Below are 24875 nucleotides of genomic sequence, written 5' to 3' on the forward strand. Positions count from 1 at the left end.
ATGGGTATCGACCTTCCGCTGATCTGGGCGGTGATCATCATCTTCGGCGTCATGATGTACGTGGTGATGGACGGCTTCGACCTGGGTATCGGCATGCTCTTCCCCTTCGTCAAGGGCGAGCAGGACCGCGATGTAATGATGAACACCGTCGCCCCGGTGTGGGACGGCAACGAAACCTGGTTGATCCTGGGTGGTGCGGGGCTGTTCGGGGCGTTCCCGATGGCCTATGCCGTGGTGCTCGAAGCCCTGTACCTGCCGTTGGTCCTGATGCTGATCGGGCTGATCTTCCGCGGCGTGGCCTTCGAGTTCCGCTTCAAGGCCAAGGCCGACAAGCGCCATATCTGGGACAAGGCGTTCATCTGGGGGTCGCTGGTTGCCACCTTCTTCCAGGGTGTGGCCCTGGGTGCCTTCCTCGAAGGCTTCAAGGTGGTCGACCGCCATTTCGCCGGTGGCACCCTCGATTGGCTTACCCCGTTCAGCCTGTTCTGTGGCTTGGGGCTGATCGTGGCCTACACGCTGTTGGGCTGCACCTGGCTGATCATGAAGACCGAAGGGCCGCTGCAACAGAAGATGCACGACATGGCCCGGCCGCTGGCGCTGGTGCTGCTGGTGGTGATCGGTATCGTCAGCCTGTGGACACCCATCGCTTATCCACAGATCGCCGACCGCTGGTTCAGCATGCCTAACCTGATCTGGTTCATGCCGGTACCGCTGCTGGTGCTGGTGACCTTTTACGGGTTGCTCAAGGCGGTGGCACGCAACGCGCACTACACGCCGTTCCTGCTCACCCTGGTGCTGATCTTCCTTGGCTACAGCGGCCTGGGCATTAGCCTGTGGCCGAACATCATCCCGCCCTCGATCTCGATCTGGGATGCTGCGGCGCCACCGCAAAGCCAGGGCTTCATGCTAGTGGGCACGTTATTCATCCTGCCGTTCATCCTCATGTACACCTTCTGGAGCTACTACGTGTTCCGCGGCAAGGTGACCCATGAAGACGGCTATCACTAGGAGGACCGCATGATGACCGGCAAACATGGCTTGGAAGAGAAGAAGCCGCTGTGGCAGCGGCTGGGTTGGCTGTTGCTGATCTGGGCGATGAGCGTGGCGGCGTTGGGTGTGGCGGCGTGGGTGATGCGGCTGTTCATGGGGGCTGCGGGCCTTACCACCCACTGAGGTTGCGGGGAGAACTGTGGGAGCGGCGCCTTTACTTACGGGCTTTCAGGATGACGAACTTTGGCGTCGCTGCCACCTGCTCCACCCCCCGGAACAACCGCGCCAGCTTGCTGTGATAGCCCAAGTGCCGGTTACCCACGATGTACAGCGCCCCACCCACCACCAGCGCCTCACGCGCCTGCTGGAACATGCGCCACGCCAGGAAATCCCCCACCACCTGCTGCTGGTGGAACGGCGGGTTGCACAGCACCACGTCCAGCGACTGCTTCTCCACCCCGGCCAACCCATCGGCTGCGACGAAGGTCGCCGGGCGTTCGCCCAGTGCAGCCTGCCAGTTCTCCCGCGCCGATTGCACTGCCATGTACGACTCGTCGACCAGCGTGTACTGGGCATCCGGGTTGGCCAATGCACTGGCAATCGCCAGTACGCCATTACCGCAGCCCAGGTCTGCCACCCTCGCGTTGCCCAGGTCACGTGGCAGATGCGGCAAGAATGCCCGGGTGCCGATATCCAGCCCTTCACGGCAGAACACGTTGGCGTGGTTCACCAGCTCCAGCGCAGGCGCTTCAAGGCGATAGCGGCTAGGGTAGGGCGAGCGGGCGGCCGGCAGTTCGGCCACCGTTGCCGTCAGCAAGCGCGCCTTTTTCTGCGCCAGCGAGGCCTGCACCGGGCCGATGTATTTTTCCATCAGGTCACCGGCCGCGCGTGGCAAATGCTTGATCATTGCCCCCGCAATCACCTGCGCCCCTGGCGCCAGGTGGCCTTGCAGGCGAATCAGTTGCTCTTCGAGCAGCGCCAGGGTTTTTGGCACGCGCACCAGCACCCGGTCGAACGGGCCTTGCCAGTGTTCACTGGCCGGTACGAACGGCACGCTGTCGAACGGCAAGCCATTGCGCGCCAGGTTCTTTTCCAGGGCCAGATGCGCCAGGTGCGAATCGCCACTGCTGACTACCTGCAGCTGGCCCGCCAGGCTGGCGGCCAAGGCACCGAAGCTGTCATTGAGCACCAGCACCCGGCAGCTGGCGTCGGGAGCCTGTTCGTGCAGTTGCGCAAGCAGGTACTCGTCGGCGGCGTCGAAAGCCTGCAGCGGGTCGTTGGCCTGCTCCGGCTGGCGGATCAGGTCGAGTTCGGCGTAGGGGGTGGTCAACAGGGGCATGGCGTCTGGCTCGGGTATGAAACTGCCCGTTGCGGTTCGCTCCGGGCTTTGCCGGGCGATTCTACAGGGCTTTGCCCAAGGTCGCAGGTTTGTAGGTCAGATCCAGCCACGCATGGCTGCGATGGCGATGGCACCGGCTTTGTTTGCTGCGTTGGTTTTGGTGATCACGCTGCGGATATGAAAGTTAACCGTGCTTTGCGACAGCGATAGAATGCAGGCCACGTCGGCAGCGGTCTTGCCGGCGGCTGACCATTTCAGCACTTCCAGTTCCCGATCGCTCATTTTGGGTTGGGGGGGGGCACAGTGCGTTCAGGTGGTGCTCGCCCAGTACGGCGTGAAGGGTGTGGCACAGCCACTGCACGCTGCCGGCTTTGCCGTAGAGTTCGGTAATGTCGATGTTGCCGGCGGGTCTGGCTACGCTGATCTGGCTCTCGTTGTGCTGTAAGTCGTGCAGCGACTGCGTCCAGCCATGACGCAGGCCATGTTGGCAAGCCTCTTCACGAAACTGAGGGGCTTCGCGGTACAGTTCTTCGGTCCAAAGCACTGGCATCGTCGAGCTGTGGCTCACGTTTGCGGCGGGGTCCTGTTTGTAGAACTCGTCGCGCTGATAGCGCTCGATCCATTCATCCGGATAATTGCTGTAGAGGTAAACCCTGGGTGTCTGCGTGGCGATCTGAATGCGAATATTCAGCCCGAGGTACTCCATGCCCAAGTCCTGAGCCAAGTGCACTGCGATGTCGAACAACTTCCTTGGGCATCGCTCGCTGACGAACACATGCAGGTGTTCGGGTCTCCAATGAAGCATTTGAAGCTCTCCTTGGGTGCCAGGATCCAATCCGTTTGAGTACCCGAAAGATTGTAGGAAAAGTCCTAGCATTGTGTTGGGATTTTTTTGTTATAGCGATAAGGAGTTTCTGAGCGTTCGGCACGATCGCCCTTGATGAGGCCCTACAAAGCGGTGGTTTTTATCCGGGCCGCTTTAAGCGACACTGTGCACTCGCCAACCCTGGAGCCCGATATGACCGCAAGCGCCGAAAAGTTCACCCGCCAGACCCTGCTCGATGTTCAGCCGTTGACGCCGAACCTCTTCAGCCTGCGGGTTACGCGCGATGCGGGGTTCCGCTTCCGTTCCGGCCAGTTTGCCCGCCTGGGCGTGACCAAGGCCGATGGCAGCGTGGTGTGGCGCGCCTATTCCATGGTCAGCGCACCGCATGACGAGCACCTCGACTTCTTCTCCATCGTTGTGCCGGGCGGTGAATTCACCAGCGAGCTGAGCCGGTTGGGGGCAGGCGACACTCTGCTGATCGACCGCCAGGCGTTTGGTTTCCTCACCCTCGACCGCTTTGTCGGGGGGCGTGACTTGTGGCTGTTGGCCACGGGCACGGGGATTGCGCCATTCATGTCGATTCTGCAGGACTTCGAGGCCTGGGAGCGTTTCGACAGCATCAAGTTGGTGTACTCGGTGCGCGAAGCGAAAGAGCTGGCTTATGTGGATGAAATCGCCGGGCTGGAGCGGCGCGACTACCTGGCCGAGTTTGCTGGCAAGTTGCAGTTCATTCCGGTGGTGACCCGTGAGCGGCACCCGGGTGCGTTGAACCAGCGTATTACCACGCTGATCGAGAATGGCGAGTTGGAGAAGGCCGCAGGGCTCGAGCTGTCACCGGAGCATTCGAGGGTGATGCTATGCGGCAACCCGGATATGATCGACGAGACGCGCAAGGTGCTGAAGGCACGTGACCTGCAACTGAGCCTGAGCAAGCGGCCGGGGCAGGTGGCGGTAGAAAACTACTGGTAATTGGGGGCGCACAGCGCCCCCAGCTATCTCAAGGCAAACGGTTCTGGTTCTGTGTCTTGAGCAAATCGCGAATCTCGGTCAGCAGCGTTTCTTCGGCCGTTGGCACTGGCGGAACAGTCGGTGCCACGGCTTCTTCACGCTTGAGCCGGTTGATTGCCTTCACCCCCATAAAGATGGCAAAGGCCACGATCAGGAAGTCGATCACGGTCTGGATGAACTTGCCATACGCCAGCACCACCGCCGGTACATCACCTTCGGCAGCCTTCAGGGTAATGGCCAGGTCGCTGAAGTCCACGCCCCCGATCAATAGGCCCAGTGGCGGCATGACCACGTCTCCGACGAAGGACGAGACGATCTTGCCGAAGGCCGCGCCGATGATGATACCCACCGCCATGTCGACGACATTGCCTTTGACCGCGAAGGCCTTGAACTCACTGATCATGCCCATGTTTGGTTCCTTGTAACAAAAGGTAAGGTTAACGCAGTGTAAGCCACTAAAACGCTTCATGCGTGGTGCTCAGGCCTACTGACTGCAGTTGGAACGAATAGTTTTGTCGCATCCCGAAGCGTTCGAGACACGTTCGGCTCGGCTATCATGACGGTTTTTTCCAGGAGACCCCACCCATGGCCAAGGCCAAGCGCTTGTATGGCTGCACCGAGTGCGGCGCGACCTTCCCCAAATGGGCAGGCCAGTGTGGCGAATGCGGGGCCTGGAACACCCTGGTCGAAACCATGATCGAGAGCGGCGGCGCGGCGGCACCCAGCAGCGGCCGCGCCGGCTGGACCGGGCAACAGGCACAGATCAAGACCCTGGCCGAAGTCAGCGTCGAGGAAATCCCGCGCTTCACCACCAGCAGCACCGAACTGGACCGCGTGCTGGGAGGAGGCCTGGTGGATGGCTCGGTGGTGCTGATTGGTGGCGACCCCGGCATCGGCAAGTCGACCATCCTGCTGCAGACGTTGTGCAACATTGCCGTGGGCATGCCGGCACTGTATGTGACGGGTGAGGAATCGCAGCAGCAGGTGGCCATGCGTTCGCGGCGCCTGGGCTTGCCCCAGGACCAGCTCAAGGTGATGACCGAAACCTGCATCGAGACCATCATCGCCACAGCCCGCGTCGAGAAACCACGGGTGATGGTGATCGACTCGATCCAGACCATTTTCACCGAACAGTTGCAATCAGCGCCCGGTGGCGTGGCCCAGGTGCGTGAGAGCACGGCGCTGCTGGTGCGTTACGCCAAGCAAAGCGGTACGGCCATCTTCCTGGTCGGCCATGTGACCAAGGAAGGCTCGCTGGCCGGCCCGCGGGTACTGGAGCACATGGTCGACACCGTGTTGTATTTCGAGGGTGAGTCCGATGGCCGACTGCGCTTGCTGCGTGCGGTGAAGAACCGCTTTGGCGCGGTCAACGAACTGGGTGTATTCGGCATGACCGACCGAGGCCTTAAAGAAGTCTCCAACCCTTCGGCGATCTTCCTCAACCGCACCCAGGAGGAAGTACCGGGCAGCGTGGTCATGGCGACTTGGGAGGGCACCCGGCCGATGCTGGTCGAGGTGCAGGCACTGGTCGACGACAGCCACCTGGCCAACCCCCGGCGGGTAACCCTGGGCCTGGACCAGAACCGTCTGGCCATGTTGTTGGCGGTGTTGCACCGCCACGGCGGGATTCCGACCCACGATCAGGACGTGTTCCTCAACGTGGTGGGCGGGGTGAAGGTGCTGGAGACAGCCTCGGACCTGGCGTTGCTGGCGGCGGTGATGTCCAGCTTGCGCAACCGGCCACTCGCCCATGGGCTGCTGGTGTTTGGCGAGATTGGCTTGTCGGGCGAGGTGCGGCCTGTGCCCAGCGGTCAGGAGCGGTTGAAGGAGGCGGCCAAGCATGGTTTCAAGCGTGCCATCGTGCCCAAGGGCAATGCGCCGAAAGAACCGCCAGCGGGGTTGCAGGTGATTGCCGTGACTCGGCTGGAGCAGGCTCTGGATGCACTGTTCGAGTAATTAGTAGCCTGTACCGACCTCTTCGCGGGCACAGGCAAACGAAAAAGGGGCCGACGATGCGCGTCGGCCCCTCCACTTCACCACTCAGTCAGCAGTCAATGCTCGGCAACCGCCGCCCGCCTGACGGTTTCATTGCCATGCTCATCCACCTCCAGCATCGGTACCTCATTGCCTTCAGCGTCGAACAGCTTGCCATCCTTGAAGTAGTCACCATCACGCAACGCAGAAATGTCCGAGTACTGGATGGTGCGCTCGTAGGCCGCAGCGAACACCGACTGGTTTTCCGAGTTGCCGGTGGTGAAGTGGTTGAAGATCAGGTTCAGCAGGATGGCCATGATCGCCGCCGAGCTGATGCCTGAGTGGAAGATGGTCTCGAACCAGTTCGGGAAGTGGTGGTAGAAGGTCGGCGCGGCGATCGGGATCATGCCGAAGCCCAGCGAGGCCGCGACGATGATCAGGTTGACGTTGTTCTTGTAGCTGACCTTCGACAGGGTGCGAATACCACTGGCTGCCACGGTGCCGAACAGCACGATGCCCGCGCCGCCCAGTACCGGGGTAGGTACTGCGGCAATCACCCGGCCCATGATCGGCAGCAGGCCGAGCACCACCAGGATCACACCACCGGTAGCTACCACATAGCGGCTCTTGACCCCGGTCACGGCCACCAGGCCAACGTTCTGGGCGAACGCGCTCTGGGTGAACGAGCCGAAGATCGGCGCCAGGATGCTCGATGCCATGTCGGCGCGCAGGCCATTGCCCAGGCGCTTGGAGTCGACCTTGGTATCGATGATCTCACCCACGGCGAGGATGTCGGCCGAGGTTTCCACCAGGGTCACCATGATCACGATGCACATCGACAGGATCGCGGCGATGTGGAATTCCGGCATGCCGAAATGGAACGGCGTCGGGAAGGCAAATATCGGACCTTCGGTGACTTTGCTGAAATCGGTCATGCCCAGCGCCCAGGCGATCAGCGTGCCGACCACCATGGCCAGCAGGATCGACAGGCGCGAGATGGTCGCGCTGCCCAGCTTGCTCAGCAGTAGCACGATGGCGAAGGTGAGCCCGGCCAGGCCGATGTTGGCAACGCTGCCGAATTCTGGCGAGGCGCTGTTGCCACCCATTACCCATCGTGCGGCCACCGGCATCAGGGTCAGGCCGATGGTGGTGATGACGATACCGGTCACCAGTGGCGGGAAGAACTTGGTGATGCGCGAGAACACCGGCGTGATCAGAAAGCCGATCAGCGATGCAGCCATGACCGCGCCAAGCACGCCCGGCAAGCCACCGCCACCCTCGCTGCTGAGGATCGCGCCCATGGTCGCCACACCGGCGAACGACACGCCCTGCACCAGCGGCAACTGGCAGCCAAAAAACGGCAGCCCCAAGGTCTGTAGCAGGGTGGCCAGGCCACCGGCAAACAGCGAGGCCGCGATCAGCATGCCGATTTCGGCACCGTTCAGGCCAGCGGCCTGCCCCAGGATCAGGGGTACCGCGACGATCCCCCCGTACATGGTCAACACATGCTGCAGACCATAGGCCAGGTTGGCACCAAGCCCGAGGTTTTCATCCTCGGGGCGCTTGGTGGGAGACGTGCTAGGGGACGTAGTCATGGAGCAGGCTCTCTGTTTATTGTTGTGTCGCTACTGTAGACATTTCCTGCAAATTATTGCCACAAAAATTGTATACAATATTTTGATCGGAGCGCGTACACGAGCGACCGCAGGGTGTGCGAAAACCCAATGCAGAAGGCGTACCAACTCATCGAAAACGGTGCTAGAGGGGTGTGTACAAAGTACTGCTACCCAGGCTTAAAGCTGTCTGGGTAGACAGGAAACATCATGTGGGAAAGCTATTAGCTAGCTAAGAGATTTCATTATTCGATGAGTTCGCGCAGCTCACGCATCATTTCGGTGCTGTCAGCCACGTTCAATTCCACAAGACGGTGCAAATGGGTCATCGAATCGACGTCGATGTAGAGGCAGATGAAGCCCAGGCGATCGGGTTCTTCGTGGCGCAACTCGACCTGCATCTGCACCTCGGTCACTTCATCGTTGAGCAGGATGTACGCTTCGAAGTCCTGGGTCAGGTCGGCATCCCACGGTTGCGGGCATTCGACCAGCAGCCCTTTGAGGGACAGGTCGAGCAGTTTCACCTCCCAGCAGCGTTCGCCCTGGCACAGCCGGGTCGGGGCGTCGAACTGGATACGCTGGAAGCGGCGGCGTTCGTCGTGATCGCTCATGGCATGGGTCCTCGGGTAGGTCCTAAGGTGACATCCTGACTATAGTTAGCGTGGTATGTGCATCAGGTACCGCAATCTGGCCGCAGAGGCTCTAGACCAAAGCAAGTGTGGCAATGCGCGATGACTGGCCCTAGACTCGGTGGGCGGTCTTTCCAATCCACCAGCTGGAAGCAAACCATGAACAACAATAATAGCCTGCTACGCCACCTTCCGTGGCTGGCGCTGGCAGTCATAGGGGCCTGCGCGCTGGGTGTGGTAGCCCTGCGTCGCGGTGAGGCGATCAACGCCTTGTGGATCGTGGTCGCGGCAGTGGCCATCTACCTGGTTGCCTACCGTTACTACAGCCTGTTTATCGCCACCAAGGTGATGCAACTCGACCCGCGGCGGGCCACGCCGGCGGTGCTCAACAACGACGGCCTGGACTACGTCCCGACCAACAAACACATTCTGTTCGGTCACCACTTCGCCGCCATCGCTGGCGCAGGCCCCCTGGTCGGCCCGGTGCTTGCCGCGCAAATGGGCTACCTGCCCGGCACGCTTTGGCTGATTGCCGGTGTGGTGCTGGCCGGTGCGGTGCAGGACTTCATGGTCCTGTTCCTTTCTACCCGCCGCAACGGCCGCTCGCTGGGCGACATGGTGCGCGAGGAGATGGGCCGCATTCCGGGCACCATTGCCCTGTTTGGCTGCTTCCTGATCATGATCATCATCCTGGCGGTGCTGGCGCTGATCGTGGTCAAGGCCCTGGCCGAAAGCCCGTGGGGCATGTTCACGGTGATGGCCACCATCCCGATCGCGATGTTCATGGGCATCTACATGCGCTACATCCGCCCGGGCCGCATCGGCGAAATCTCGGTGGTCGGTGTTGTATTGCTGCTGGCCTCGATCTGGCTGGGCGGTGTAATCGCTGCGGACCCGGTGTGGGGCCCGGCCTTCACCTTCACCGGCGTGCAGATCACCTGGATGCTGGTGGGCTACGGCTTCGTTGCCGCCGTGCTGCCGGTATGGCTGGTGCTGGCGCCGCGTGACTACCTGTCCACCTTCCTCAAGATCGGCACTATCGTTGGCCTGGCCATCGGTATCCTGATCATCGCGCCCGAGCTGAAAATGCCGGCGCTGACCCAGTTCACCGACGGCACCGGCCCGGTGTGGAAGGGCACCCTGTTCCCGTTCCTGTTCATCACCATCGCCTGCGGTGCGGTGTCCGGCTTCCATGCGCTGATCTCCTCGGGAACAACGCCCAAGCTGCTGGACAACGAAACCAACGCCCGCTACATCGGCTACGGCGGCATGCTGATGGAGTCGTTCGTCGCCATCATGGCCATGGTCGCCGCTTCGGTGATCGAGCCGGGTGTGTACTTCGCCATGAACAGCCCGGCTGCGGTGGTTGGCGCCGACGTGGCATCGGTGGCGCAGACGGTCAGCAGCTGGGGCTTCCTGATTACGCCTGAGCAGCTTGAAGCCGTCGCCCGTGACATCGGCGAGCACACCATCCTGGCCCGTGCCGGCGGTGCGCCGACCCTGGCGGTCGGTATCGCGCAGATCCTGCACCAGGTGTTGCCGGGTGAGAACACCATGGCCTTCTGGTACCACTTCGCGATCCTGTTCGAGGCGCTGTTCATCCTCACCGCGGTGGACGCCGGTACCCGTGCCGGTCGCTTCATGCTGCAAGACCTGCTGGGCAGCTTCGTGCCGGCCCTCAAACGCACCGAATCGTGGGGAGCCAACCTGCTCGCTACCGCGGGTTGCGTGGCACTCTGGGGCTATCTGCTGTACCAAGGTGTGATCGACCCGCTGGGCGGCATCAACACCCTGTGGCCGCTGTTCGGCATCTCCAACCAGATGCTGGCCGGTATCGCCCTGATGCTCGGCACCGTGGTGCTGATCAAGATGAAGCGTCAGCGCTACATCTGGGTCACCCTGGTGCCGGCGGTCTGGCTGCTGATCTGCACCACGGCTGCAGGCCTGATCAAGCTGTTCGACCCGAACCCGGCAGTTGGCTTCCTGGCCCTGGCCAAGAAATACAGCACCGCGCTGGACGCCGGCCAGGTACTGGCCCCGGCCAAGGACATCGGGCAGATGCAGCATGTGATCTTCAACGCCTACACCAACGCGGGCCTGACGATTCTGTTCCTGCTGGTGGTGTTCAGCATCCTGTTCTTCGCCATCAAGGTTGGCTATGCCGCCCTGGGCCGCAAGGAGCGTACCGACAAGGAAACCCCGTTCCAGGCACTGCCTGACGCGTAATCGAGAGGAATGCAGTCATGTTCAACGACCTGGGTCGACTGGGTAAATACCTGGGGCAGGCAGCCCGCCTGATGGTCGGCATGCCCGACTACGACAACTATGTCGAGCACATGCAGAAGACGCACCCGGACAAGCCGGTGATGACGTACGAGGAATTTTTCCGCGAACGTCAGGAAGCGCGTTACGGTGGCAAGTCCGGGCCCAAGTGCTGTTGAGCCTGCGACACGTGTGAACCTGTGGGAGCCTGGGTAACCGGCTCCCACAGTCATTTCAGCTTCAGGAGATTTACTGCGTGCAGACGCCTATTCCCGTAACTGTGCTCACTGGCTTCCTCGGTGCCGGCAAGACCACCTTGCTCAAGCACATGCTCAAGGCCGAGCACGGCCTGAAACTCGCCGTGATCGAAAACGAGTTCAGCGAGGCTGGCATTGACAGCCAACTGCTGGGCGACGAACCGGTGCAGGTGATGACCCTGGCCAACGGCTGCGTATGCTGCAGCATCCACGGCGACCTCACGCGCGCGCTGTACCTGCTGCTTGAACGCCTGGACGCAGGCGAAATCGCCTTCGACCGCCTGGTAATCGAATGCACAGGCCTGGCCGATCCGGCGCCGGTGGCGCAAACCTTTTTCATCGACGAGGAACTGCGTGAGCGCTACATCCTCGACGGCATCATCACCCTGGTAGACGCGGCTCATGCGGAACTGCACCTGACCCAAACCATTGCCCAGGCCCAGGTCGGCTTTGCCGATCGCTTGCTGTTGAGCAAGACCGACCTGGTCGAGGCGGCTGCGGTAGAAGCCCTGCGCGAACGCCTGGCCCGCATCAATGGTCGTGCCGCAATCCGAGTGGTCGAACACGGTCGCATCGACCTGGCTGAGCTACTGGATGTGCGTGGATTCAACCTCAACCCCGACCTGGGTGCGAACCTGAAACCCACCCTGCGCCCGGTGCTCAAGCCTGCTATATCGGACCGTATCTCCACGCTGGTGCTGCGCACGGAAACCGCGCTGGATATCGACCGCCTCAGCGACTTCATGAACGAACTGCTGGAAACCCACGGCAAGCAGCTGTTGCGCTACAAAGGCGTGCTGAACATTGCCGGCGAGGACCGCAAGCTGGTGTTCCAGGGCGTGCTCAAGCTCTACGGCTTTGACTGGGACGCCGAGTGGGCCGAAGGCGAGGCTCGTGAGAGCGTGATGGTGTTCATCGCCGATGAATTGCCCGAGGCTACGATTCGGGCTGGCTTCGAGGCGCTGGCTGCGGGCTGAGCCGGCGCGGCGTCGCTGCCTGGAACCACTGCGGCCACGAGCTGCGGTGGCGGGTTTCGACTTCGATGCAGGGGATCAGGCGCTCGGTGAGCACTGCAGTTTGCCGCACGGCCTTGGCCGTGCGGTACTTGATGCTGTGTATGCATTCACGGTCGCCGAACTCGCAGCGGTTCAGTGCGGTACCGCCACATGGGCCGTTGGCCAGGCCCTTGGGGCATGTTTCCGGGCAGATGTACAACGTGTCTTCCAGGCGGCAGCGGCCACAGGTGTCGCAGCCCACCAATGGCCGTTTCACTGCGCGCTCCACCTTGTGCAACACCTGTGCGCCAACGGGCGTGGACCACAGCCGCTGGCGCACCGCCCAGCCAAATGCCTTGCTCAGGCTATTGCGACGGCTGAACAGCAATGAATGCATGCCGTGCATCAGGTGATAGCGCGCTTTTTCTTTGAGTGAAGCATCGACCCTTGACTCGCCCTGGCGCCAACCCGCCTGCGGCGGATGGAAGGTGACTGCCGGCAGGCCGGGCATCTGCCAGCTGGCGCGCCACGCCGGCGCCCATTGATCCAGGGTGTGGATCCGGGCTTGCCAGTGTTCGATGCGGGCCTCAAGGGCCAGCAGTTGTTTGAGTTCGTGAACCCCTGACAGATGCACGCCGGCGTAACCCATCAGCTTCACGCCGATGATCTGCAAGGCCAGGCGGTCAACGCTGCGTGCCTGGGCAAAGGCCTTGGACTGCACGGTCTCCGCTTCGAGCATGTCGCGCATGGACGGTGTGACGGTAACACCAGCCACGTGGTCGAGCATCGCAGCGCGCCCGTGGGTAAGGCTCATCAGGCACGCCAGCATGGGCTTGGGCGTGGCCTGGCGGCGCATCCAGTGCATGGCTTCCTGGTGTTTATCCCCATCGAACCCCAGTTGCAGGGTGAGGAAGTCGGCGCCCGCTGCCAGCTTTTTCTCGGCCTTGAAATACTGGGCGCCGCCTTCTTCCTCGTGGTACTTGAACGGGTTCAGTGCAGCGCCCAGCAGCCAGTGTGGGCAAGCCTGGCGAGCGATTTGCAGGGCGGCGACCGACTCCAGATAACGCACCGGGCGCTGGCCAGGCTCGTGGCCGGGCAGGCGGTCGCCGGTCAGCAGTAACAGCTGGTCGAGGCCGGCGGCGTCCATGCGTTGCAACTGGGCGAGCAGGTGGTGGCGTTCGCGGTCCTTGCCGGAAAAGTGCGGCAGGGCAGGCACCGGGTTGCTGAACGAGGCGAGGGCGTCCAGCGGCGACATGTCCAGCGGGCTGCCGACACGATCGCCGATGGCCACGGTCATCGGCCAGCCACACAGGTGCGCACGGGCCATGATCGCTTCCATGGCGGCGAAGCGTTCTGCGGAAGGCTTGGGGACGAATTCCATCACGCAGACGAAATTCTGTTCGCGCAGCGCGGTTTTCAGCAGGCTCATGTGGCCGGGTACCTGGTGTGGTCAGGGTGCCATTGTGCGGCACAAGGCGGACCGGGTCATGTCCGGATGCGCAGGATGGTGCTCTGATTGAGACATGAACATGATCATGAAGAAATCTTGTGTTCATCTCAAATTTAATGAGTTTGTCTCAGCGGTCCGCGAACCGGAAAATCCCCTCAATCATTTATGCATGCTGAAGGGACAAGACATGGCACTGGCACACAACCTGGGCTTTCCACACACCGGCTGCGACCATGAGCTGTGGCAGGTGCAGAAAGACGCCGGCATTGAACTGCTGCCAGTCGGCGACATTGCCTGGTATGGCCAGGTGTTGGCCGGTGACCACCAGCAGTTTGCCCCGAACTGGGAACAGCTTTTCGAGGCAGTAGCCCAAGCCACAGCCCTTGGCCATGCGGTCAAGCCGGTGTTGCTGGGCCCGTTGAGCTACCTGTGGCAGGCCAAAGCCAAGGCCGGTGATGTCGACAAGCTGGAGCTGCTCGACAGCCTGCTGCCACTGTATGACCAAGCTCTCAACCGCCTGGCTGCCCTGGGCGTTGAATGGGTGCAGATCGACGAACCGATCCTCGCCCTTGAGTTGCCGCAAGATTGGAAAAACGCCTACGAGCGCGCCTACAACATTCTTCAGCGCGCACCTTTGAAGAAGTTGATCGCCACTTACGCGGGTGGCCTTGAAGGCAACCTTGGCCTGGCCGCGAACCTGCCGGTCGATGGCTTGCACATCGACCTGGTGCAGGCGCCCGACCAGTACACCGCCATGCTCGACCGCCTGCCGGCCTACAAGGTGCTGTCGCTGGGCCTGGTCGACGGCCGCAATGCTTCGCCGTGCGACCTGGAAAAGACCTTGGACCTGCTGCGCGATGCCCACGAGCGTCTGGGTGAGCGGCTGTGGGTGGCGCCATCTTGCGCGTTGCTGCACAGCCCATTGGACCTGGCTGTGCAGAAGTGCCAGGAAGTGGCTGTACTGGTCAGGGCCCTGAATAACGCGCTGAAACAGGTCGCTATCGCCGCTTGATCCTCAATCCCCCTTGAATGTACTCCGATTCAAATCGACAGGGAGTGATGCGATGAGAGTTCTGGTAGTCGGCGCCAGCAAGGGCCTGTTCAACTCAGGCTGTGATCAACGTTCGATCGCCAGCGCCACCCCTTGCCCACCGCCAATGCACAAGGTGGCCAGGCCTTTCTTCGCATCCCGCTTGATCATCTCGTGCAACAGGGTCACCAGCACCCGGCAGCCGGATGCACCAATCGGGTGGCCCAACGCAATCGCCCCGCCATTCACGTTGACCCGTGCCGCATCCCATTCCAGTGCCTTGCCCACCGCCAGCGCCTGTGCGGCAAACGCTTCGTTGGCTTCGATCAGGTCCAGTTCGGCCAACTGCCAGCCGGCCTTTTCCAGGCAACGTTGGGTCGCGGAAACCGGCCCGATACCCATGATTGCAGGGTCTACGCCGGCACTGGCATAGGCTGCGATCTTCGCCAGTACCGGCAGTCCAAGGGCCTTGGCCTTGGCGGCGCTCATCAGCAGCACGGCGGCTGCCCCGTCGTTCAGGCTGGAGGCGTTGCCCGCAGTGACGCTGCCGTCTTTCTTGAACGCCGGGCGCAGTTTGGCCAGGGATTCAGCAGTGGTGTCCGGGCGTGGCTGTTCGTCGCGCGCAAACACTTTGGGCTCACCCTTTTTCTGCGGCATCACGATCGGCGTGATTTCGTCATCGAAACGCCCGGCCTCGATAGCCGCCACCGCCTTGCGCTGCGATTCTGCGGCAAAGGCGTCCTGCTGCTCTCGGCTCAGGCTGTACGTGTCCACAAGGTTCTCGGCGGTGATCCCCATGTGGTAGTCGTTGAAGGCATCCCACAAGCCGTCGGTGATCATGCTGTCGATCAGCTGGCCATGGCCCATGCGCTGGCCGGTACGTGCCGAAGGCATCACGTAAGGGGCAAGGCTCATGTTTTCCTGGCCGCCGGCAATCACCACCTCGGCGTCACCGCAGCGAATGGCCTGGGCCCCCAGGTGCAGGGCCTTGAGGCCCGAGCCGCAGACCTTGTTCAGGGTCAGTGCCGGAACACTGTAGGGCAGGCCAGCCTTGATCGCGGCTTGGCGCGCCGGGTTCTGCCCGGCACCTGCGGTGAGTACCTGGCCAAGGATCACTTCGTCGACCTGCGCCGGGTCCAGCCCGGTCTGTTCCAGCAGGCGCTTGATCACGGCGGCACCGAGGTCGACCGCAGGCACCGTAGCCAGGGCGCCCTGGAAGCTGCCGATGGCGGTACGGGTTGCGGCGACAATGACCACGTCGTTCATGTTGTTGTTCTCCGTGCGATGGGCGTAATGCCCAAGCATCGGTGGCTTTGGCTTATTTGTTAAGTTTGTTTTTCTTTCTGATTGATGTGAAAAGCAAATCAATGAGCACCAGGCGCGCTATCCAACTAAGCTGTTTCCCGTGCTGTTTTCACCCAACTGAATGGAGCTCATTCCCATGCGCATCCTGATAGCCCTGTTTATCCTGATCGGCAGCAGCACAGCATTCGCCGCCACCCAATGCACCACCGCTGACAAAAGCACCTGGCAAGACCAGGAAAAATTCCAGGCGCAGCTCAAGGAACAGGGCTACAAGATCAACAAGTTCAAGGTGACCGAGGGCAACTGCTACGAGATCTACGGTTTCGACAAGGACGGCCGCAAGGTCGAGATCTACCATGACCCGGTGACCGGCAAGGCGGTCAAGTCCGAGTACCACGATTGAACAGCAACGGCACGGTGCAGCTGTGGGACCCGCTCCTGCGGCTGTGCCATCTCTCGATCGCCGGTGTGTTCTTCGCTGATTACTTTTTCAACGAAGAAGGTGACGACTGGCACCAGTGGCTGGGCTACTACGCATTGGCCTGCGTGGTGTTGCGCCTGGTGTGGGGCTTTGTCGGGCCACGTAGCGCGCGCTGGGCTGACTTCTGGCCAACCCCGTCGCGTCTGGCGGGGCATGCCCGCAAGCTGCTGCGGGGGGAGCCTTGTCATCGCCTGGGGCATTCGCCGATTGGCGCCTTGGTGATGTTGCTGATGCTGACCGGCATTGTCGGCCTGGTCCTGACCGGATGGGCGTCGCAGGAGGTGGATGCCTTGTGGGGCGAGGACTGGCCGACTGATCTGCACAGCGGGTTGGCCGATGCCGTGCTGGTGCTGGTTTGCGTGCATGTGCTGGCGGCCGTTTACGAGAGCGTGCGCCTGCGGGAAAACCTGCCTTGGTCGATGATTACCGGGCGCCGTCGGCGCCGCGATTGAGTATGCCGGTGCCGGCCTTTTCGCAGCTAAAGCCGCTCCCACAAGTATTGCACAGACCTTGTGGGCGGCGCGGTCTCTGTGGGAGCGGATTTACCCTCGAAGATGCCGGGATAGAAGAACCCCGGTTTTGCATCCCCATGATCACCCCGTAATATGTGTCGGATAACCTGCGGGGGTAGTCTCACCCTCTGATCAATCGGAATCGCCTCAAACGGCGCTTCCCCGGCATAAACCTGACGAGGTACAGACATTGGCCATCATTCATCCTAAGGTTCGCGGTTTCATCTGCACCACGACTCACCCGAAGGGCTGCGAGCTCAACGTCCGTGACCAGATCGAAGCCACCCGCAAGCTGGGCGTGCGCGAGGATGGCCCGAAGAAGGTCCTGGTCATCGGTGCTTCCAGCGGCTATGGCCTGGCGGCCCGCATCACCGCAGCGTTCGGCTTCAAGGCCGACACCCTGGGCGTGTTCTTCGAGAAACCAGGCACCGAAACCAAGGCCGGCACTGCTGGTTGGTACAACGCCGCTGCCTTCGACAAGTTTGCCAAGGCCGAGGGCCTGTACAGCAAGTCGATCAACGGTGACGCCTTCTCTGACGAGGCCCGTGCCAAAGTCATCGAACTGATCAAGAACGAAATGGGTGGCAAGGTTGACCTGGTCATCTACTCGCTGGCTTCGCCTGTGCGCAAGCTGCCGCAGACCGGTGAACTGGTGCGTTCGGCACTGAAGCCAATTGGCCAACCGTACAAGTCGACCGCCATCGACACCAACAAGGACACCATCATCGAGGCCAGCATCGAGCCGGCCACCGAGCAGGAAATCGCCGACACCGTCACCGTCATGGGCGGCCAGGACTGGCAGCTGTGGATCGACGCCCTGGCGGGCGCCGACGTGCTGGCCGAAGGTGCTCGTACCGTAGCCTTCAGCTACATCGGCAGCGACATTACCTGGCCGATCTACTGGCACGGGGCGCTGGGCCAGGCCAAGCAGGATCTGGACGAAACCGCCCTGCGCCTGGACCAGAAACTGGCCGGCGAACTCAAGGGTGGCGCCAACGTGGCGGTGCTGAAGTCGGTGGTCACCCAGGCCAGCTCGGCCATCCCGGTGATGCCGCTGTACCTGTCGATGGTCTTCAAGATCATGCAGGAGAAGGGCGTTCACGAAGGCACCCAGGACCAGCTGGACCGCATGTACCGCGACCGCATGTACCGTGCCGACGGTGCGCCGGCCGAAGTCGACGAGAAGGGCCGCCTGCGTCTGGACGACTGGGAACTGCGTGACGACGTGCAGAGCGCCTGCAAGGCCCTGTGGCCACAGGTGACCACCGAGAACCTGTTCGAGCTGACCGACTATGCCGGTTACAAGAAGCAGTTCCTCAACCTGTTCGGCTTCGAGCGTGCTGACGTCAACTACGACGAAGACGTGGCTACCGATGTGAAGTTCGACTGCGTCGAGCTGTAATCGGCGATAGCCTGTACCGGGCCGTTCGTGGGTTCACCTGCGAACGGGCCGGTACAGGCTATAAAATCTTTGCTAGCTTTGGCGCACAACAACAGGGAATGCGCCATGAGCAGCCTCACCCAACCCGCCACAGCCTTTCGCCACCCCGCAGCCGACGGTTACAGCCTCGGCGGTTTCTGCTGGCGCCACGCCCAGCCAGACCCCCAGCGCCCGCTGGTGATCATCAACGCTGCCACTTCGGTACGCTGCCGCTATTACTCACGTTTTGCCGACTTCCTGTTTGCCCAGGGCTGCGATGTGCTGACCTACGATTACCGGGGCATCGGCGAATCCCGCCCGGCTTCGTTGCGCGGTTTTCAGGCTTCATGGAGCGACTGGGGCAGGCTCGATTTCGAAGCCATGCTGGCGCATGCTGCAGCGCATTTCCCTGGCCAGCCGGTGGATGTGGTGGGGCACAGTTTCGGCGGCTGCGCAGTGGGCCTGGCGCCATCTGCCAGCCGGGTGCGCCGGGTGGTGATGGTGGGCGCGCAGTTCGCCTATTGGCGCGATTATGCGGCTGAGCAGCGCTGGCAGCTGTTTGGAAAATGGCATGTGGTTATGCCGCTGTTGACTCGGGTATTCGGTTACTTCCCCGGCAAGCGACTGGGTTGGCTGGAGGATACGCCATCTGGCGTGGTGCACGACTGGACCACACGAACCCCGCGTTACGAACACCGGCCCAGCGGCCGTGAACTGAAAACACCGCCGTTCGCCCAGGTGCGGGCAGCAACCTTGGCCATCAGCCTGACCGATGACCCCTTCGGCACCGTCGCGGCCACCGAGCGTTTGCTGAGTTATATACAGGGTGCCCGGCACCTGCGCATCGCGCCTGTGGATATCTCGGTCGAGGAAATTGGCCACTTCGCGTTCTTCCATGACCGCTTTCGCGAAAGCCTGTGGCCGGTGGCCTTGCAGTGGTTGCAGCAGGGAGGGCTGGAAGAAGGAGGGCCTGGCACCATCATGGATTGATGGTGGGCTCAAAATTTTGGGGCCGCATGGCGGCCCCGGCTATCTCAGCCCTTGCGCGCCAGAGGCTGCGCAGCAAACTTCACCCCAGCCAGCCCATGCTGGATCAGCGCACGGATATTGCCATGGTCACTGCCCTCAGGCGTGGCCAGCACATCCCGGTAGTGCTCGCCAAAGGCCAGCAGCGCTTCCTGGTCGCTCAGCCCTTCCAGCAGTGCCAGGCCCAAAGTCTTGCACGAACCTTCGTTCTGCCCAGCGGCATTTTCCACGCCACCATTGTTGAAGGCCTGAGGCTGGTAGCTGTAGTGGTCGGCAATGAACGCCAGGGTATCGGCAAATACATGCTGGCCGCTGGCCAGGCTGGCGCGCAGGGTGTTCAGATCAGTCACGAGGTTTTCCTTTTTCGAACGCCGCTTGTTGTTCGGCGCTGGCTTCTTTCTGGTGTTGGGCTTTCCAGTCGGCGTAGGGCATGCCGTACACCGCTTCGCGGGCGTCATCCAGGCTCAGGTCGAGCTGGCGCTCGTCCGCTGCGGCCTTGTACCACTTGGACAGGCAGTTGCGGCAGAAACCGGACAGGTTCATCAGGTCGATGTTCTGCACGTCGGTGCGCTTTTGCAGGTGTTCGACCAAGCGCCGGAACGCGGCGGCTTCGAGTTCGAGCTGTTGCTGTGGGGTCATGGGCTTCTCTCAAGTCATGCGGTTTTTCAGGTGGCGGCCACCGTTGATGACCACCTGGCTGCCGGTGCTGTACTGGCTGGCGAGCAGGTACTTGACGGTCTCGACCAGCGGGCCGGCGCCGGGTTCGAATTCCAGCAAGGCCTTTTTCAGGGTTTGCTGGCGGTAGGCTTCATCGCCCCCTTCCTTGAGGATCAGCAGCCCGGGCAGGATACCGTTCACATGCACCTTGGGCGCATATTTTTCGGCGAACGACAGCACCATGTTCTGCAGCGCGGCCTTGGTGGCGGCGTAGCCGATGTGGCTCTTGCTGCCGCGTGAGGACGTTTCGTCGCAGATGTGGATGATGTCGGCCTTGTCCACCTTGGCCAGCAGGTCGCCCAGGGCCAGGTTGAGGTGGTAGGGCGCTTCGACGTGCAGGCGGAACATGGTTTCGAGGTTGTCGAGCCCGTCATCCAGCCACAGCGAGGCATTGTGGATGATGGCCCGCAGGCCGTCGTAATGGCTGTGCAGGTGATCGATCAGGGCCTGGCGGTCGGCCGCCTGGCACAGGTCGGCCTGGAACTGCACGATGTTCGGGTGGGCCGTCTGTGGCTGGACACTGCGGCTGGCACTGACCACCGTATGGCCGGCCTGTGCCAGTTCAAGGGCCAAGGCCAGCCCGACGCGCTGGCTGGCTCCGGTAACGAGAATGGGGCTGTTCATGTTCGGGCGGTCAACTTATCTGTCCTTTGGTTGCCCCCAGCATACCCGAACTGTTTCCCTATTGTATGGCCTGCCCTCAGCGGCTGCGCAGGGCGCCAGAGGGCGTTGGGGTGGCATGCAGCCAACCGGCCAGCAGGCGGGTGGACAGGGGGATGAACAGGTAGACCATCACGGGTGTCAGCGCCAAGGTGCTGAGCAGTACCCGGGGCACCAGGTCCAACGCTGCCAACCAGTGGCCGAATAGCAGGTTGAACAGCAACGAGACCGGGAAGAATGCCAGCCAGATCGCCACAGCCTGTTTCCAACGGGGTGGTTTTTGCACCATGTTGGTGCCAAACCAGTCGTCGATACCACTTACGCGCGCCTCTTTGGGGCGTTCGAACAGGCCGTTGCCGCGTTGCAACCAGGCCCGGCGCGAGGCGGAGTGCTCCCAGGCATGCAGGGTCGGCTCGTCGCTGAAGCGAAAGATGATCTGGAATTCGTCGCCATCGCGGGGCGGCGCAAGGATGCCCGAGCCAAGGTAGCCGGGAAAGTCGGTGGCCAGCTGCTCGCCTTCATGCAACCAGGCCAGCAAGTCCTGGTAGCGGCCATGGGCGGCGCGGCGAGACACCATCAGGGTGACGGGTGGGGTAGACATCGTGTATCTCCTGGCAACGGGGCTGGCGGGTAGCTGGCCCCTTTGGCTGTGTGGCCCGGGGTGGTGGGCAACACAGGCGTGCATGCAAGAATCGGGCACGGATTATCGCGTATCTGCAATATTCGGCAAACCCCGGGCGGCAAACGGTTGCACCCTGCGACTCGCGCCGTCGTAGTAGAATACCTGTTCAACTTCCGCACGCAGGGTACCCCTTGCAGATGAACGAACAGGGACGTAATCCAGTGATCGATGCGAGTTTTGAACAGCAGGAGCTGTTTCCAATTCGTGAAGTTTCCCGTCTGACCGGTGTCAACGCTGTGACCCTGCGGGCCTGGGAGCGTCGTTATGGCCTGATCCAGCCAATCCGTACCGACAGTGGCCACCGCCTGTATTCCCAGGCCGATATCGATGAGATCCGCCGTATCCTCGGGTGGCTGGAGCGCGGTGTGGCAATCAGCAAAGTGGGCAGTATTCTTGCGCGTGGCCATGCCCTTGCCGGCCAGGCCGGTGATGCGACGGACGCCTGGCTACGCTGGCAGCACCAGATCCGCCTGGCGGTGCAGCGTTTCGACGTGGCGGGCCTTGATCTGCTTTTCCAGGAGGTTTTTGCCGCCAGCACCCTGGACCAGGTTTTCAGCGAAGTGTTCATGCCTGTGTGGCACGACATGGCAGTCCGCCAGGGCGGCTATGGGCAGGCCAGTGAATGGCTGTTCTTTGACCAGTTCCTGCGCGGCCGGGTCTTCGCTCGCTTGCAGCTTGCCCATGTGCCGCGTAGCCGCACCGTGCTGTTGGCGCCATTACCGGGGCAGTGCCATGAGCTCGAGCTGCTGGTCACCAGCTTGATCCTGGGCAGCGACGAAACAGGTGTGACCCCGTTGGCGAACGGGCAGCCACTGCAGGAGTTGGCGCTGGTTTGCGAGCGCCTGAAGCCGGATGCCCTGGTGCTGTTTTCCCATCAGCCGCTTACCGCAGAGCTCACTCGGCACCTGGCTCGCCTGGCGGCGGTATTGGACTGCCCGTTGTTACTGGCCGGTGAGGCGGCGGAAGTGGCACAGGCCAGCCTGGCTGGCAGTGCTATCGCCTGCCTGGGAGCGCAGGGTAGTGTCATGCGCCAGCGGTTGCGGCAGTTTCTGGCAGGTCAGCTAGATACCTGAGTGTGCAGGTCGGGGTGGGCCTGGAGGATGTAGTCGCGCAGACGCTCGATTTCTTCGGGCGGGCTTTGGCTGAGGTCATAAGCCGCCAGGTCCGGGCCAATACGCCGGCCCAGTACGCCGTGCAGTTCGATCGGGCTGATGCCGCCGGGGGCGAAGCGCAGTTCGAAGCGTGCGGGTGGCGAGGGCAGGTCACGGACTTCCAGCAGCACACCTTTGAAGGAAATATCACGTACCCACAGACCGCTGATCTCGTCATGGGCATCGAGCAGTGCGCTCGGCTGCTCCATCGACAGGCGCCAAGGGCGCAGCATGGGGCCGTCTTCGTAGATTTCCGGTGAACCCAGTTGCAGGTGCAGGGCGTGGAACTCGTCTTCTACCAATTGCAGGGGGAAGCTGATCTGTTGGTTGTTGAACTGGGCCTGCAAGGTAACCTGTTCGTTCGCCACCAGCCGGGTAAGCAGGCTCTGTATGCGGCGGTCGCCATTGACCAGCAGGCTCGACATGGAGTCGGCCACGTTCAAATGCGGCGAATGTTGCATGTTCTGGATGAAATCCAGCTCGTCCTGGGTCAGGAGCACGTCTGCTTGCATGATCGAACTCGGTGGTGGCGATTTCTTCATCGGGATTGACCGTGCATGGCGTACTTGGTTCAAGCGCGTTCGTCGGGTTTCGGACGAGCGCACAGTTCCGCCAGTTGCCGTTCCAGTTCGACCTGGCGGCTGACGTCTTTCTGGATACCGATGAAGTAGGTGCGCTGGTCAGCGGCGTGCCTTACCGGGGTAATCGACAGCTCGTTCCAGAAGGCGCTGCCATCCTTGCGGTAGTTGCGCAGCACTTCGCGACAGGGGCGGCCTTCGGCCAAGGCCCTGCGGATACGTGCGCGGCCAAGCTGGTCACGGTCGTCAGCCTGCAGAAAGCGGCAATCCTGATAGAGGATTTCATCGCGGCTGTAGCCGGTCAGGCGTTCGAAGGCGGCGTTCACGTAGATCAGGATGGTGTCGTCGCCTTCCTGCTCGGCAACCACGATCCCGTCATTGGACGCATCGACCATCGATTGCAGCAATTGCGCATTGATCATGTTCGGGCCATTGGGCAAGGAGGGGCTGAGGACGGCGACTTTGGTAGAGGCGGCCTTTTGCCAGCGCTGGATGCTAGTATCCTACGTTTTCACTCAGTTTCGGAATCCTCTACCCGATGAAAGTCGCCATTATTTCCGGATCGGTCTATGGCACCGCCGAAGAAGTCGCCCGTCACGCTGAAACGCTGCTCAAGGCAGCGGGCCTGGAGGCCTGGCATGCGGCACGTGCCACCCAGCAGGATCTTGAAGGTTTTGCCCCCGACGCCTTGCTGGCCGTGACCTCGACCACCGGCATGGGCGAACTGCCGGACAACCTCATGCCGCTGTACAGCACCCTTCGCGATACCTTGCCTGCGGCCTGGCGTGGTCTGCCGGGGGCGGTGATTGCACTGGGTGACTCCAGCTACGGTGATACCTATTGCGGCGGTGGCGAGCAGATGCGCGAGCTGTTTGCCGAATTGGGTGTGCGTGAGGTGCAGCCGATGCTGCGCCTGGACGCCAGCGAGACGGTGACCCCGGAGGCGGATGCCGAACCGTGGTTGGCTGAATTGGCAATCGCACTGAAAGCCTGACCCTAAGGCCGCATAAAAAAGCGCGTCAGGCGTGAGGTTCGCGCAACAATGCCAACCACGCCTGCGCCGCCCGTGACAGGTAGGCCCCACGTCGCCAGATAAAGGCGATGTCCCAGCGTAAATCCCCCGGCGAACGGAGCGGCAAACGCACCACCCCGGGGCGCTCCAGCGCTTTTGCCACCACTCGGGGCAGCAACACCACACCCTGGCCTGCCGCCACCAACGCCGCCAAAAAGTCTGCCTGGCCACTGCGGCCGCCTTCCTTCGGGGTAAAGCCCTGTTGCTGGCACGCCTTCAGCAGCCGGTCGTTGAGCACGAAACTGCGTTGATACAACAGGAACGGCGTATCGGCCAGTTGCCCCAGGTCCACCCCGTCCAGGCTCGCCAATGGATGCCCCGCCGGCAGCAGGGCATCCATTGACTCGTTGCAGAACGGCTGGTAGTCGAACGTCTCATCGCTGGGTGTCAGGCTACCACCCAGTTCCAGCTCGCCACTCTTGACCGCCTGTTCGACACTGCGGCTACCGCCCTCCAGCAACTGGATCGCGATGTTTGGGTGACGTCGCCGGTATTCGGCAAAAAGCCCGGCGAACAAGGCGTCACTGCCCAACATCGGCAGACCCAGGCGTAGTTCGCCACGCTCCATCTGGTTGAGGTCGTCCAGTTCGTTGAGCAGCGCCTGGCGTTGGCGCAGCAGGGCTTCGCCGCGCTCCAGCACAATGTGCCCGGCCGCTGTCAGGTGCAGCTGGGAGGCCTGGCGTTCCAGCAGCGGCTGGCCCACATCTTGCTCCAGCTGCGCCACCTGCTTGCTCACGGCCGATTGACTGATGTGCAGGGTTTGCGCGGCCTGGGTAAAACCACCGCGGTGGACCACTTCGATAAAGCTGCGCAGCTGTTTGAATTCCATGCTCTGAATTCCATTCTGGAATGGCTATCAGTCTAACAATTCGCTTCTGGCCTAGGCAGCCAAATCTTA

General features: G+C 62.0%; 27 protein-coding genes and 1 pseudogene. 14 read left to right on the forward strand and 14 right to left on the reverse strand.

Annotation, left to right across the window (positions count from 1 at the left end; translation table 11 throughout):
- Together cydB and D906_RS12070 are read left to right on the forward strand one after the other, a co-directional pair.
- Positions 1 to 1008, forward strand: coding sequence for a cytochrome d ubiquinol oxidase subunit II (gene cydB, locus D906_RS12065; protein WP_019098811.1), 1008 nt, complete (start codon positions 1 to 3; stop codon positions 1006 to 1008).
- A gap of 9 nt (positions 1009 to 1017) precedes the next feature.
- Positions 1018 to 1173 carry a DUF2474 domain-containing protein gene (locus D906_RS12070; protein WP_016713451.1) on the forward strand — a complete coding sequence of 52 codons (156 nt, stop codon included), beginning with the start codon at positions 1018 to 1020 and terminating at the stop codon, positions 1171 to 1173.
- A gap of 31 nt (positions 1174 to 1204) precedes the next feature.
- Here the strand turns inward: D906_RS12070 and D906_RS12075 are convergent, their stop codons facing one another.
- Positions 1205 to 2329 carry a methyltransferase gene (locus tag D906_RS12075; RefSeq protein WP_027615365.1) on the reverse strand — a complete coding sequence of 375 codons (1125 nt, stop codon included), beginning with the start codon at positions 2327 to 2329 and terminating at the stop codon, positions 1205 to 1207.
- A gap of 96 nt (positions 2330 to 2425) precedes the next feature.
- A pseudogene (locus D906_RS12080) lies at positions 2426 to 3134 on the reverse strand (autoinducer binding domain-containing protein).
- A gap of 213 nt (positions 3135 to 3347) precedes the next feature.
- Here D906_RS12080 and D906_RS12085 point away from each other — a divergent pair.
- The gene (locus tag D906_RS12085) at positions 3348 to 4124 is read left to right on the forward strand and encodes a ferredoxin--NADP reductase (protein ID WP_025753999.1); all 777 of its coding nucleotides are present in this window, start codon (positions 3348 to 3350) and stop codon (positions 4122 to 4124) included.
- A gap of 28 nt (positions 4125 to 4152) precedes the next feature.
- On the opposite strand, the gene mscL is transcribed toward D906_RS12085, so the two are convergent.
- The gene (gene mscL, locus D906_RS12090) at positions 4153 to 4572 is read right to left on the reverse strand and encodes a large-conductance mechanosensitive channel protein MscL (RefSeq protein ID WP_019098814.1); all 420 of its coding nucleotides are present in this window, start codon (positions 4570 to 4572) and stop codon (positions 4153 to 4155) included.
- 176 nt (positions 4573 to 4748) lie between these two features.
- Between mscL and radA the strand changes: the two genes are divergently transcribed.
- Positions 4749 to 6119: a DNA repair protein RadA gene (radA, locus tag D906_RS12095; RefSeq protein WP_012274175.1), complete on the forward strand. Its 1371-nt coding sequence runs from the start codon at positions 4749 to 4751 to the stop codon at positions 6117 to 6119.
- 95 nt (positions 6120 to 6214) lie between these two features.
- Here radA and D906_RS12100 read toward each other — a convergent pair whose 3' ends face one another.
- Both D906_RS12100 and D906_RS12105 read right to left on the reverse strand, forming a co-directional pair.
- The gene (locus D906_RS12100; RefSeq protein WP_019098815.1) at positions 6215 to 7732 is read right to left on the reverse strand and encodes a nucleobase:cation symporter-2 family protein; all 1518 of its coding nucleotides are present in this window, start codon (positions 7730 to 7732) and stop codon (positions 6215 to 6217) included.
- Between the two features lie 263 nt (positions 7733 to 7995).
- On the reverse strand, positions 7996 to 8361 hold the full coding sequence (locus D906_RS12105; protein WP_019098816.1) for a PilZ domain-containing protein: 366 nt from the start codon (positions 8359 to 8361) through the stop codon (positions 7996 to 7998).
- 177 nt (positions 8362 to 8538) lie between these two features.
- On the opposite strand from D906_RS12105, the gene D906_RS12110 reads away from it, so the two are divergent.
- The 3 genes from D906_RS12110 (at position 8539) to yjiA (ending at position 11875) form a co-directional block, all read left to right on the forward strand.
- Complete coding sequence (locus tag D906_RS12110) at positions 8539 to 10605, forward strand: carbon starvation CstA family protein (RefSeq protein WP_019098817.1); 2067 nt, start codon at positions 8539 to 8541, stop codon at positions 10603 to 10605.
- Positions 10606 to 10622: 17 nt separating this feature from the next.
- Complete coding sequence (locus tag D906_RS12115; protein WP_016713459.1) at positions 10623 to 10820, forward strand: YbdD/YjiX family protein; 198 nt, start codon at positions 10623 to 10625, stop codon at positions 10818 to 10820.
- A 77-nt stretch (positions 10821 to 10897) separates the two neighbouring features.
- A complete protein-coding gene (gene yjiA / locus D906_RS12120; RefSeq protein ID WP_016713460.1) occupies positions 10898 to 11875 on the forward strand; it encodes a GTPase in 978 nt (325 codons plus the stop codon).
- Here the strand turns inward: yjiA and D906_RS12125 are convergent.
- A complete protein-coding gene (locus D906_RS12125) occupies positions 11835 to 13322 on the reverse strand; it encodes a methylenetetrahydrofolate reductase C-terminal domain-containing protein (protein WP_027615366.1) in 1488 nt (495 codons plus the stop codon). The genes yjiA and D906_RS12125 overlap by 41 nt on opposite strands.
- Positions 13323 to 13530: 208 nt before the next feature.
- Here D906_RS12125 and D906_RS12130 point away from each other — a divergent pair, with 208 nt between their 5' ends.
- Complete coding sequence (locus D906_RS12130; RefSeq protein WP_019098819.1) at positions 13531 to 14355, forward strand: 5-methyltetrahydropteroyltriglutamate--homocysteine methyltransferase; 825 nt, start codon at positions 13531 to 13533, stop codon at positions 14353 to 14355.
- A gap of 105 nt (positions 14356 to 14460) precedes the next feature.
- Here the strand turns inward: D906_RS12130 and D906_RS12135 are convergent, their stop codons facing one another.
- On the reverse strand, positions 14461 to 15639 hold the full coding sequence (locus D906_RS12135; RefSeq protein ID WP_019098820.1) for an acetyl-CoA C-acetyltransferase: 1179 nt from the start codon (positions 15637 to 15639) through the stop codon (positions 14461 to 14463).
- A 175-nt stretch (positions 15640 to 15814) separates the two neighbouring features.
- Here D906_RS12135 and D906_RS12140 point away from each other — a divergent pair, with 175 nt between their 5' ends.
- The 4 genes from D906_RS12140 (at position 15815) to D906_RS12155 (ending at position 19081) form a co-directional block, all read left to right on the forward strand.
- Complete coding sequence (locus D906_RS12140; protein WP_016713464.1) at positions 15815 to 16081, forward strand: PepSY domain-containing protein; 267 nt, start codon at positions 15815 to 15817, stop codon at positions 16079 to 16081.
- Complete coding sequence (locus tag D906_RS12145; RefSeq protein ID WP_019098821.1) at positions 16078 to 16611, forward strand: cytochrome b/b6 domain-containing protein; 534 nt, start codon at positions 16078 to 16080, stop codon at positions 16609 to 16611. Before D906_RS12140 ends, D906_RS12145 begins: the two co-directional genes overlap by 4 nt.
- Before the next feature lie 250 nt (positions 16612 to 16861).
- Positions 16862 to 18073 (forward strand): enoyl-ACP reductase FabV, encoded by a 1212-nt coding sequence (gene fabV / locus D906_RS12150; RefSeq protein WP_016713467.1) that lies wholly within the window; start codon positions 16862 to 16864, stop codon positions 18071 to 18073.
- Positions 18074 to 18178: 105 nt separating this feature from the next.
- Positions 18179 to 19081, forward strand: a complete 903-nt coding sequence (locus tag D906_RS12155) for an alpha/beta fold hydrolase (protein WP_019098823.1) — start codon at positions 18179 to 18181, stop codon at positions 19079 to 19081.
- 44 nt (positions 19082 to 19125) lie between these two features.
- On the opposite strand, the gene D906_RS12160 is transcribed toward D906_RS12155, so the two are convergent.
- The 4 genes from D906_RS12160 to D906_RS12175 form a co-directional block, all read right to left on the reverse strand.
- Complete coding sequence (locus D906_RS12160; RefSeq protein ID WP_019098824.1) at positions 19126 to 19467, reverse strand: HopJ type III effector protein; 342 nt, start codon at positions 19465 to 19467, stop codon at positions 19126 to 19128.
- Positions 19460 to 19756, reverse strand: a complete 297-nt coding sequence (locus tag D906_RS12165) for a DUF1244 domain-containing protein (RefSeq protein ID WP_019098825.1) — start codon at positions 19754 to 19756, stop codon at positions 19460 to 19462. Before D906_RS12165 ends, D906_RS12160 begins: the two co-directional genes overlap by 8 nt.
- Before the next feature lie 9 nt (positions 19757 to 19765).
- A complete protein-coding gene (gene folM / locus D906_RS12170; RefSeq protein WP_025753993.1) occupies positions 19766 to 20458 on the reverse strand; it encodes a dihydromonapterin reductase in 693 nt (230 codons plus the stop codon).
- A gap of 76 nt (positions 20459 to 20534) precedes the next feature.
- Entirely contained in the window at positions 20535 to 21095 is a 561-nt protein-coding gene (locus tag D906_RS12175) for an antibiotic biosynthesis monooxygenase (RefSeq protein ID WP_019098826.1), read from the reverse strand.
- Positions 21096 to 21313: 218 nt separating this feature from the next.
- Between D906_RS12175 and D906_RS12180 the strand changes: the two genes are divergently transcribed.
- Positions 21314 to 22249 carry a MerR family transcriptional regulator gene (locus D906_RS12180; protein WP_016713471.1) on the forward strand — a complete coding sequence of 312 codons (936 nt, stop codon included), beginning with the start codon at positions 21314 to 21316 and terminating at the stop codon, positions 22247 to 22249.
- Here D906_RS12180 and D906_RS12185 read toward each other — a convergent pair.
- Entirely contained in the window at positions 22234 to 22839 is a 606-nt protein-coding gene (locus tag D906_RS12185; protein WP_025753992.1) for a hypothetical protein, read from the reverse strand. The two genes, D906_RS12180 and D906_RS12185, sit on opposite strands and share 16 nt — an antisense overlap.
- A 59-nt stretch (positions 22840 to 22898) precedes the next feature.
- Entirely contained in the window at positions 22899 to 23327 is a 429-nt protein-coding gene (locus tag D906_RS12190; RefSeq protein ID WP_016713473.1) for a PAS domain S-box protein, read from the reverse strand.
- Between the two features lie 116 nt (positions 23328 to 23443).
- Between D906_RS12190 and D906_RS12195 the strand changes: the two genes are divergently transcribed.
- Positions 23444 to 23899 (forward strand): flavodoxin, encoded by a 456-nt coding sequence (locus D906_RS12195; protein WP_019098828.1) that lies wholly within the window; start codon positions 23444 to 23446, stop codon positions 23897 to 23899.
- A gap of 25 nt (positions 23900 to 23924) precedes the next feature.
- On the opposite strand, the gene D906_RS12200 is transcribed toward D906_RS12195, so the two are convergent.
- The gene (locus D906_RS12200) at positions 23925 to 24806 is read right to left on the reverse strand and encodes a LysR family transcriptional regulator (protein ID WP_027615367.1); all 882 of its coding nucleotides are present in this window, start codon (positions 24804 to 24806) and stop codon (positions 23925 to 23927) included.
- Positions 24807 to 24875: the final 69 nt, after the last annotated feature.

The organism is Pseudomonas sp. LAIL14HWK12:I1 (genome assembly GCF_003202095.1).
Taxonomy (GTDB): domain Bacteria; phylum Pseudomonadota; class Gammaproteobacteria; order Pseudomonadales; family Pseudomonadaceae; genus Aquipseudomonas; species Aquipseudomonas monteilii.

Excerpts from the sequence above, each read along its gene's own strand:
- cydB (WP_019098811.1), top strand. The coding sequence starts at position 1 with ATGGGTATCGACCTTCCGCTGATCTGGGCGGTGATCATCATCTTCGGC.
- D906_RS12070 (WP_016713451.1), top strand. The coding sequence starts at position 1,018 with ATGATGACCGGCAAACATGGCTTGGAAGAGAAGAAGCCGCTGTGGCAG.
- D906_RS12075 (WP_027615365.1), bottom strand. The coding sequence starts at position 2,329 with ATGCCCCTGTTGACCACCCCCTACGCCGAACTCGACCTGATCCGCCAG.
- D906_RS12085 (WP_025753999.1), top strand. The coding sequence starts at position 3,348 with ATGACCGCAAGCGCCGAAAAGTTCACCCGCCAGACCCTGCTCGATGTT.
- mscL (WP_019098814.1), bottom strand. The coding sequence starts at position 4,572 with ATGGGCATGATCAGTGAGTTCAAGGCCTTCGCGGTCAAAGGCAATGTC.
- radA (WP_012274175.1), top strand. The coding sequence starts at position 4,749 with ATGGCCAAGGCCAAGCGCTTGTATGGCTGCACCGAGTGCGGCGCGACC.
- D906_RS12100 (WP_019098815.1), bottom strand. The coding sequence starts at position 7,732 with ATGACTACGTCCCCTAGCACGTCTCCCACCAAGCGCCCCGAGGATGAA.
- D906_RS12105 (WP_019098816.1), bottom strand. The coding sequence starts at position 8,361 with ATGAGCGATCACGACGAACGCCGCCGCTTCCAGCGTATCCAGTTCGAC.
- D906_RS12110 (WP_019098817.1), top strand. The coding sequence starts at position 8,539 with ATGAACAACAATAATAGCCTGCTACGCCACCTTCCGTGGCTGGCGCTG.
- D906_RS12115 (WP_016713459.1), top strand. The coding sequence starts at position 10,623 with ATGTTCAACGACCTGGGTCGACTGGGTAAATACCTGGGGCAGGCAGCC.
- D906_RS12125 (WP_027615366.1), bottom strand. The coding sequence starts at position 13,322 with ATGAGCCTGCTGAAAACCGCGCTGCGCGAACAGAATTTCGTCTGCGTG.
- D906_RS12130 (WP_019098819.1), top strand. The coding sequence starts at position 13,531 with ATGGCACTGGCACACAACCTGGGCTTTCCACACACCGGCTGCGACCAT.
- D906_RS12135 (WP_019098820.1), bottom strand. The coding sequence starts at position 15,639 with ATGAACGACGTGGTCATTGTCGCCGCAACCCGTACCGCCATCGGCAGC.
- D906_RS12140 (WP_016713464.1), top strand. The coding sequence starts at position 15,815 with ATGCGCATCCTGATAGCCCTGTTTATCCTGATCGGCAGCAGCACAGCA.
- D906_RS12155 (WP_019098823.1), top strand. The coding sequence starts at position 18,179 with ATGAGCAGCCTCACCCAACCCGCCACAGCCTTTCGCCACCCCGCAGCC.
- D906_RS12165 (WP_019098825.1), bottom strand. The coding sequence starts at position 19,756 with ATGACCCCACAGCAACAGCTCGAACTCGAAGCCGCCGCGTTCCGGCGC.
- folM (WP_025753993.1), bottom strand. The coding sequence starts at position 20,458 with ATGAACAGCCCCATTCTCGTTACCGGAGCCAGCCAGCGCGTCGGGCTG.
- D906_RS12175 (WP_019098826.1), bottom strand. The coding sequence starts at position 21,095 with ATGTCTACCCCACCCGTCACCCTGATGGTGTCTCGCCGCGCCGCCCAT.
- D906_RS12180 (WP_016713471.1), top strand. The coding sequence starts at position 21,314 with ATGAACGAACAGGGACGTAATCCAGTGATCGATGCGAGTTTTGAACAG.
- D906_RS12185 (WP_025753992.1), bottom strand. The coding sequence starts at position 22,839 with ATGCAAGCAGACGTGCTCCTGACCCAGGACGAGCTGGATTTCATCCAG.
- D906_RS12190 (WP_016713473.1), bottom strand. The coding sequence starts at position 23,327 with ATGATCAATGCGCAATTGCTGCAATCGATGGTCGATGCGTCCAATGAC.
- D906_RS12195 (WP_019098828.1), top strand. The coding sequence starts at position 23,444 with ATGAAAGTCGCCATTATTTCCGGATCGGTCTATGGCACCGCCGAAGAA.
- D906_RS12200 (WP_027615367.1), bottom strand. The coding sequence starts at position 24,806 with ATGGAATTCAAACAGCTGCGCAGCTTTATCGAAGTGGTCCACCGCGGT.